This window comes from Nocardia sp. NPDC058497, assembly GCF_042720195.1.
In the GTDB taxonomy this organism is placed as follows: domain Bacteria; phylum Actinomycetota; class Actinomycetes; order Mycobacteriales; family Mycobacteriaceae; genus Nocardia.
Map to the genome: position 1 here is coordinate 1 of NZ_JBHXMY010000387.1, position 5,724 is coordinate 5,724.

Sequence of the window (5,724 nt, forward strand, 5' to 3'; positions counted from 1 at the left end):
GGCCCCCCGCGCGGGCGGTGGGGGGGGGCGCCCCCCAACTCCCTGCCGCACCCTCTATACCGCCCGACCCGACCCTCGGTCCTGCGGCGGCTGGCGCCGTCGGTGTGCCGCGCCAACCTGGTGTCAGCGACGACACCACCACTACCCCGTCGACGACCGTTGTGCGCCAGCCCGGCGTCACCGCCGATTCCGGGCGTTGACCCGTCCCACCCGACAATCGCGAGAAGGATTTCGATGCATCCAGTCCTGCAGGCCAGCTACGACCTTGTGGCGCAGTTGAGCAATCCGACACCGCAAGCACCACCGATGTCGGACAAGATCGTGCAACTGGTGCGGTACTTCACCTGGTTCATCCTGCTCTCGGGCGTCATCGCCATCACCTACGCGGGCGGCAAATTCGCGTGGGAGAAGTGGACCGGCGGCGGCCTCGAATCACCGAAGATGATCGCCGGAGCCATGATCGGCGGCGCGGTCGCAGCCAGCGCCGGCACCATCATGAACGCCATGATCGGCAGCTGACCCATGACTGCCCCAGCACGTCCCGCCCGGCGGCTACGGAGTCTGCCCAACCCGCCGGCACTCGCCGAGATCGCCCTGGCATACCTCAGCATCCCCGTCACCGACTGGGCGGTGCCCCTGGATTCCCGGATCCAGACAACCGTGCTTCGCCGGGAACTGTTCACCCACCACGGTTTCCGCGCCAACGTCCACAACCAGTTCGTCGCCAGCCTGAACCAGGTCCGACGACACGCTCGCGTACCGGCCGCCCTTCGCCCCGGTCCCCCACCTTCGCCGTTGCGGGCCGACGCGTGCGGTCGCGGAGCTGACCGGTCGGTGGGCACTCCAGGAAACCCGCTGCCCAGGATCGATCGTGACGCTCGATCCAACCACCGATGTTCGGGGAGCAGGCCGCGAACTCGTGTGTCTGCTCACCGAATACGGTCCGCGACCCGACAGCACAGTGGGATCGGCGCCGACCGCCCAGTCCTGGTCGAGGCTATCGCCTTCGCCGCGATCGGTGCACGCCACCTGGCCTTTTCTGGCCATCGCCGCGCTGCTGAATCGGACCGAACCGCGCAGTGGCCCACTGGCCCAACCAATTCGACGAGCACGGTCACGATCGTCACAAGCTGCCCTACCGATGCTTTCACCATTTTCGTCACTGTGACTTACCGACCGAACCATTTTACCAACCTAGTTTCAGGGGGCATCATGTCGCTCGATTTCGATCCATCCACGGCGCAGGAGTTCGCGGCGGTGACACGAATCCAGGTCGTCGGCGATCTCTCGGCTGCCACCCAGGCTGCCGCTGCCGCTGCCGCTGCGGTTCCCGGGCTCGGCCTGATCGGGGCCGACTTCCGGACCCAGTTGATTGCCGCCATGACCGGCTACGCGACCCATCTGGACGGGTGCGCGAACGCGGTCGCGGACCAGGCGGAGCACGTCGAGACCTGCCGCACGACCCTCGTCAGTCACGACCAACACCTCGCCGACCACCTCACCACCGTCGCAGAGGGGGCGTAATGGTCACCCGCATCAAACCCGTCGCCGACACGGCGGCACCGGATCCGGACGCGATCATCGCCTACCTGTCGAAACCGATCGTCGAACTGCGATCCGCGTTCGTCGGCACCGGTGATTCGACCGACGCCATCGCGCTGCTCAACACCGCGATCACCCAACTCGACGCGACCGAAGCCCCATACCGGGCGACAGCCTCCGACCTCGAGTCGACCTGGACCTCGGCAGCCGGTGACACCGCGATCTCCGCGATCCGCGGCACCCGCGCCCAGATCGCCGACAGCAGTAACCAGTCCACCGATTTCGCCACCCTCATCGACGCCGCGGTCCGCACGAACACCACCGCCTCGGCCGCGATCGAAGACCAGCTCGACACCTTCGAAACCCAGGCCCGTCAGATCCTGAAAGCCTCACCCAACGAGCGGGGCGTCACCGCGGTCATCGACCTGGCCCGCGAAATGTATTCCGACGCCTTGTCCACCGTCCAAGGCGCCCAGGCCGACTACGACACTTACAGTGGAAAGCTCGGCGAAAAGAGCTACACAACACCGAAATCCGAACTCGGCACCGGCGGCGGCCCATCCACCGGCGACCCCTCCTTGACAAGCGAGGACCCCACCCTCTCCAGCGCCGACAACGCCACCCCAACCGACACCACCTCGACGTCGACCGATCCGGTCATCGCGATGCAGCAGGCCCTCGGTACGGCAGCGATCGAGGCCGCCACGACCGTCGGTACGCAGTTGATCACTTCCGGCGCCGAAGTCTTGACCACCCTGATCACCGAAGGCGCCGGGGTCGCCACCCACGCCCTCGACACCCTCGGCACCGAGGCCGGTGACACGATCACCGCCGCCCTCACCGGCAACACCAACGGCGAGGGCACGAACCCCGCACCAGCAGCAACCGGCACCGGCGCCAACGGCACAAACCCCACCACCTCACCGACCGGCACACCGGTCATCAACTTCGGTACTGGCTCTGACAAGCCCACCGGAACAGGTAATGGAGCCGGGACGAATACCGGTGGCTCCCCCGCCGCGCCGAAACCCGACACCACCGCGGGCCCGGGCAGTGCCGAGCCGAAACCGGCCGCCCCGACCGGGTCCGGTCAGAATGCCCAACCGGGGGTCGTGCCGAGTACCGGAGGCGCCCCCACGACCGCGGTCGTCCCACCGGCGGGACCACAGGCAGCCGCCGGGGCCGATGGGGAGCACAAGCCGCGCGCCCAGGCCGGGATCACGTCCCCGGCAGCAATCAGTGGCGAGCCCGAAGCCGCTGTTGTGCCGGTGATCGGGGCGGTGCCGACATGACCGATAGCCCGCTGGACCTTCGCCGATACCCCCCGACAGCCCCCGACCACGACCACGACCACCCCGAAGACGACGGATCCCCGCACGGTGATGACCGTGGGGACGAGGACGACGGTGACGGCTGGGTCGGTGAATGGTCGGACTGGAGCCAGCCCAGCAACCACGACGGCGATCGAGACAAACCGGCAGCGCCTCCAGGGTTCCGGCAGGTCGGCCGCAGCTTTGCGTCCCCGCGGCGCGACCGCGGTGCGGGGCGGGTCATGGCCGGGCTCGCCGTCGCCTTCGGGGTCGTGCTGCTCGTCTTGGTCGTGGTCCTGGAAGCGCTGCCCGATGCCGATGAGTCTTCCGCTGGCCCGTCGAGAACGCTACTGCCCCCGCCGTTGACCGTGTCCACGGTGGCGTCGCCCCCCGCCCCTGCGCCCGCCATCCCCGACTGCCCGCAGAAACGCACGACCGTGTTGGCTTCGGGCACCGATGCCGGTGACACGACGAGCGCGGTGAGCGTCATTTTCGCGTTGCAGCACGCCTACTACGTCGACCGATCCGGGGCCAAGGCGCGCGAATTCGTTACTGAGGATGCGAAAGTACCATCAGCGCAGGAGATTCAGGCCGGGATCGACACGGTGCCGCTCGGGACACGCTACTGCGTGTCGATCGTGCCGACCTCCCCGGCGCGCTGGCAGGTCCAAGTACGCGAACAACGCCCCGCTGCGGCACCGGAGTTGTTGGCGACCTTGATCATCCACACCGTCACCGAGCCCGACGGCACCAACAAGATCACCGCCATCAGCGAGGGCCCGTAATGGCCGACGCCTCCCCGCCGTCCATCGGCAGCGGCTCCCGCCACGCCGAGGTGCTGGATCTGAGCCGGCCGAACGCGGCCAGGGTCTTCGGTGCACTCCTCGGCGGGAAGGACGCATACAACAGCGACCGGTACATCGCCGACAAACTACTCGCCAACAACTCGTTCAGGGTCGCTGTAGCCGAGGCCCGCGCTTTCAAGTTGCGCGCGGTCGAGCACCTGGTCGGTAACCACGGCGTCACCCAGATCGTCGAACTCGGCTGCGGATACCCGAACGAGCCGACCGTGCACGCGGTCGCCTGCAGGCAGAACAGGATCGCACGCACCCTTTACATCGACCACGACCCGCTCGTGGCCGTCCATGCGCGCGCTCTGTTGTCTGGAGCGAACTCAGTGTTCGTCGACGCCGACCTGATCGACACCACCGATACCGTCGAACGCATTGCTGAGGTGATGGATGCCTCGTCCCCAATGGTGGTGTGCCTGTCCGGGACCGCCGAGTTCCTCCCTGACGCGCCCGCCATAGTGGCGGCCCTGATCAGCCGGCTTCCCGCCGACACCTGGCTGCTGGTCACCCACACCGCCGCCGATCTCTGTGTGCGCGACATCGACAGCGCTGTCACGACATTGGCCGCGGCAGGAATCAGCTACTGCCCTCGTGACCGCGATCAGGTCGAGGAGATGCTGGCACCGTTGCGGCTGCTCGAACCCGGCTTGGTCACCGCTGATCTGTGGCGGCCCGACCTTGAGGTCGGCAACCCTGAGAACGGTTCTGGCGTGTGGCTGAAGCCGACGGTATGTAGTTACGCTGCGGTAGGGCAGCTTGCCTGGTGTTCGCAGGCGCCGCGGCCGGGGTGTTCGGCGGTTGACCCGACTTCTGACCGGGGCCTGCATCCGTCAAGCCGCAAAGGCGTATAGCGCCCCAGGCGCCCGCAGCTGTCGGCAGCAGGCGGGGCTGGCCTACATCTTTCGGTGGAAAGGCAATCGACGCTGCCGTAGTGTTGGTCCGATGTTGAACCCGGCGCGCTGGATTCGCCGTCGCCGACGGCAAACCCTCGGTTCGTACACGCTCACAGTGAGCCGGACCTCGATCGGCGGCAAACCTTTCTTGACGATCAACGGAGGTGACAGCCTCGGCGTCGTTACGCAGGTGATCGACCCAGGCACCGAGCCCGACGCGATCCGCCTTGCAGTCACCGGCTTTGTCTACGACAAACTGCCCCGCATCGTGACCGACGTCGAGGCTGCGTGGCAGCGTAGCTGACGCTGGCGGGGCCTCCCACGGCGTGACTGATCGGGTGGTTATCAGGTTCACGGCCAATCAGTGGGCCAGCAAGCCCGGCGACGGACCCGTGTGATTGGAGGCGCTGGTGCTCGTCTGAGCTGCACGCAGGTTTCGGCATGCCGTCGTCGTGAGAACACCGTTCCCCGGCCAACCCGACAGCCAGGGTGACTCGCGCTAACATTCCGATCAACACCCGGCGTAGCGACGCGGCTTCAGAGGGCACGTCGCCGTCCGGATCCGGTTGCTGCAAAAGGGTTTCCAACCGCTATAGGCCGGGGTCGAGTGCGGGTCCGGGAGGCCGGGTGGCGAACAGTTCCTCCTCAACGGGCACGAACTCGGATATCGACTCGAAGTTGTCTTGTGGTGTGGCTGGATCAGGCAGTGCTGCGGTGACGGCACGATCGATCGCCGCGCCGGGCGAAGCACTCGGTGTCCCGACAGCGGTGTTCGTCGCCGTACGGGCACGGGTGATGAGGTCGGCGGGGTCGGCGGTTTCTGGCTCGGGCAGGACGGCGGTGTCGGTGTGGCGGCGGAGGCTGGCCAGTGAACTACGAACACTCGCCGCGATTCGGGGTGTAGTGAAGTCGCGCCACCGGACCTCGATGTCGTCCGGGTGTTGTGCCAGCAGATGCCGGACCCGGGCGGCCAGGTCGGTGTCGGTGATCGTCGTGCTGCGGTGCAGTTGCCCGGGTTTCATGGCGATCGCGGCCGCGGTCGCGGTGTTACGGGGGGTGTCTTTTTAAAAAAAACCACCCCCCCCAACCGGAAATCAAAAGGGGTGTGGGGGGGGGGGGTGTTAGGGG

7 protein-coding genes and 1 pseudogene are annotated in these 5,724 nt (G+C 67.1%); 7 read left to right on the plus strand and 1 reads right to left on the minus strand.

The window, feature by feature from the left end; all coding sequences use genetic code 11:
* The 7 genes and pseudogenes from ACFWPJ_RS22695 to ACFWPJ_RS22725 form a co-directional block, all read left to right on the plus strand.
* A pseudogene (locus ACFWPJ_RS22695) lies at positions 1-200 on the plus strand (hypothetical protein); the annotation flags it as partial.
* A 34-nt stretch (positions 201-234) separates the two neighbouring features.
* On the plus strand, positions 235-519 hold the full coding sequence (locus ACFWPJ_RS22700) for a hypothetical protein (protein ID WP_378854371.1): 285 nt from the start codon (positions 235-237) through the stop codon (positions 517-519).
* Positions 520-1,212: 693 nt separating this feature from the next.
* Positions 1,213-1,524: a hypothetical protein gene (locus tag ACFWPJ_RS22705; protein ID WP_378854373.1), complete on the plus strand. Its 312-nt coding sequence runs from the start codon at positions 1,213-1,215 to the stop codon at positions 1,522-1,524.
* A complete protein-coding gene (locus ACFWPJ_RS22710) occupies positions 1,524-2,834 on the plus strand; it encodes a hypothetical protein (protein ID WP_378854375.1) in 1,311 nt (436 codons plus the stop codon). Before ACFWPJ_RS22705 ends, ACFWPJ_RS22710 begins: the two co-directional genes overlap by 1 nt.
* On the plus strand, positions 2,831-3,637 hold the full coding sequence (locus ACFWPJ_RS22715; protein ID WP_378854377.1) for a hypothetical protein: 807 nt from the start codon (positions 2,831-2,833) through the stop codon (positions 3,635-3,637). Before ACFWPJ_RS22710 ends, ACFWPJ_RS22715 begins: the two co-directional genes overlap by 4 nt.
* Entirely contained in the window at positions 3,637-4,554 is a 918-nt protein-coding gene (locus ACFWPJ_RS22720; RefSeq protein WP_378854379.1) for an SAM-dependent methyltransferase, read from the plus strand. The genes ACFWPJ_RS22715 and ACFWPJ_RS22720 overlap by 1 nt, the downstream gene beginning before the upstream one ends.
* A gap of 91 nt (positions 4,555-4,645) precedes the next feature.
* The gene (locus ACFWPJ_RS22725; RefSeq protein WP_378854380.1) at positions 4,646-4,900 is read left to right on the plus strand and encodes a hypothetical protein; all 255 of its coding nucleotides are present in this window, start codon (positions 4,646-4,648) and stop codon (positions 4,898-4,900) included.
* 286 nt (positions 4,901-5,186) lie between these two features.
* Here ACFWPJ_RS22725 and ACFWPJ_RS22730 read toward each other — a convergent pair whose 3' ends face one another.
* On the minus strand, positions 5,187-5,618 hold the full coding sequence (locus tag ACFWPJ_RS22730; protein WP_378854382.1) for a hypothetical protein: 432 nt from the start codon (positions 5,616-5,618) through the stop codon (positions 5,187-5,189).
* Positions 5,619-5,724 lie beyond the last annotated feature (106 nt).

Excerpts from the sequence above, each read along its gene's own strand:
- ACFWPJ_RS22720 (WP_378854379.1), top strand. The coding sequence starts at position 3,637 with ATGGCCGACGCCTCCCCGCCGTCCATCGGCAGCGGCTCCCGCCACGCC.
- ACFWPJ_RS22725 (WP_378854380.1), top strand. The coding sequence starts at position 4,646 with ATGTTGAACCCGGCGCGCTGGATTCGCCGTCGCCGACGGCAAACCCTC.
- ACFWPJ_RS22705 (WP_378854373.1), top strand. The coding sequence starts at position 1,213 with ATGTCGCTCGATTTCGATCCATCCACGGCGCAGGAGTTCGCGGCGGTG.
- ACFWPJ_RS22715 (WP_378854377.1), top strand. The coding sequence starts at position 2,831 with ATGACCGATAGCCCGCTGGACCTTCGCCGATACCCCCCGACAGCCCCC.
- ACFWPJ_RS22730 (WP_378854382.1), bottom strand. The coding sequence starts at position 5,618 with ATGAAACCCGGGCAACTGCACCGCAGCACGACGATCACCGACACCGAC.
- ACFWPJ_RS22700 (WP_378854371.1), top strand. The coding sequence starts at position 235 with ATGCATCCAGTCCTGCAGGCCAGCTACGACCTTGTGGCGCAGTTGAGC.
- ACFWPJ_RS22710 (WP_378854375.1), top strand. The coding sequence starts at position 1,524 with ATGGTCACCCGCATCAAACCCGTCGCCGACACGGCGGCACCGGATCCG.